General features: G+C 66.4%; 1 pseudogene. It reads right to left on the reverse strand.

What is annotated here, in order from left to right:
- Nucleotides 1-748 (reverse strand): annotated as a pseudogene (locus G3N93_RS40775) (sensor histidine kinase); the annotation flags it as partial.
- Nucleotides 749-1,015 lie beyond the last annotated feature (267 nt).

Consider the following 1,015-nt stretch of genomic DNA (forward strand, 5'->3'; position numbering starts at 1 on the left):
TTTCCTCGAGCACCTTCAGGTCGGCCTCGTAGCGGGCCAGCCCCGGATCGTCGCGTGCGGCGTCGCGCAGCTCTTCGGCGAGCATCGCGATCGTCGACAGCGGCGTGCCCATCTCGTGCGCGACGGTGGCGGCCTGTACGCCGAGCGCGACCGCCCGCTCGTCGCGCAGCAGGTGCTGCTGCGCTTCGCCGAGTGCCGAATCGCGCTGGCGCAGCGCCTTCGACATGCGCGCGACGAACCACGCGATCAGCCCGACGCTGACCATGAAGTTCGCCCACATTCCGGTACGGTAGTAGTCGAAAAGGTTCGCGGGATTGTCCATGTTGAGCGGCACGGAATCGAAACCGAGCGCCGCGTAGCACGCGACCGCGAACGCCGCGAGCCAGATCATCAGGTGCCACGGCAGCACGGCAGCCGCAATCGCGAGCGACGGCAGGTACAGCGACACGAACGGATTGGTCGTACCGCCCGACAGGAACAGCAGCGCGGACAGCGCGCCGAGGTCGACCCACAGCTGGCCGAGCAGCTCGAAATTGGTCTCGGGCCGCGCGCGCAACACGCGCACCCAGGTCAGCGCGTTGAACACGATTTCGAGCGCGATGACCATCAGCATCGCCGGCAACGGCAGATGCACGCCGAAATAGGTCTGCACGACGCCGATCGTCACCAGCTGGCCGATGATCGCGAGATTGCGGAGCCAGAACAGGTGACTGAGGTTGACGCGCCCGGTGGTGGTGATTCGTTGCATCCGAGCAGTTTACCCGTTTAGCGGGCGGCGCCTCTAGCGGGGCCGGATCGGCGTGCGGCGAACGGGATGCCCCGCGTGCGGGGCCGATGCCGTCAGCCGGCCGCGCCGGCCATCCGCTGGGCGAGCCCGTAGATCGGAAGCGCGTCGTGCAGGGAAAGGGGGTGCGCAAGCGGGTAGGTCTCGGTGGTCGCCGCACCCTTAAAAAAAAAACCAACAGACAACCACAGTACTACACAGTTGACTGCTCACGCACCACAGCAGAATCCC

This window comes from Burkholderia sp. Se-20378 (assembly GCF_017104665.1).
Taxonomy (GTDB): Bacteria; Pseudomonadota; Gammaproteobacteria; order Burkholderiales; family Burkholderiaceae; genus Burkholderia; species Burkholderia lata.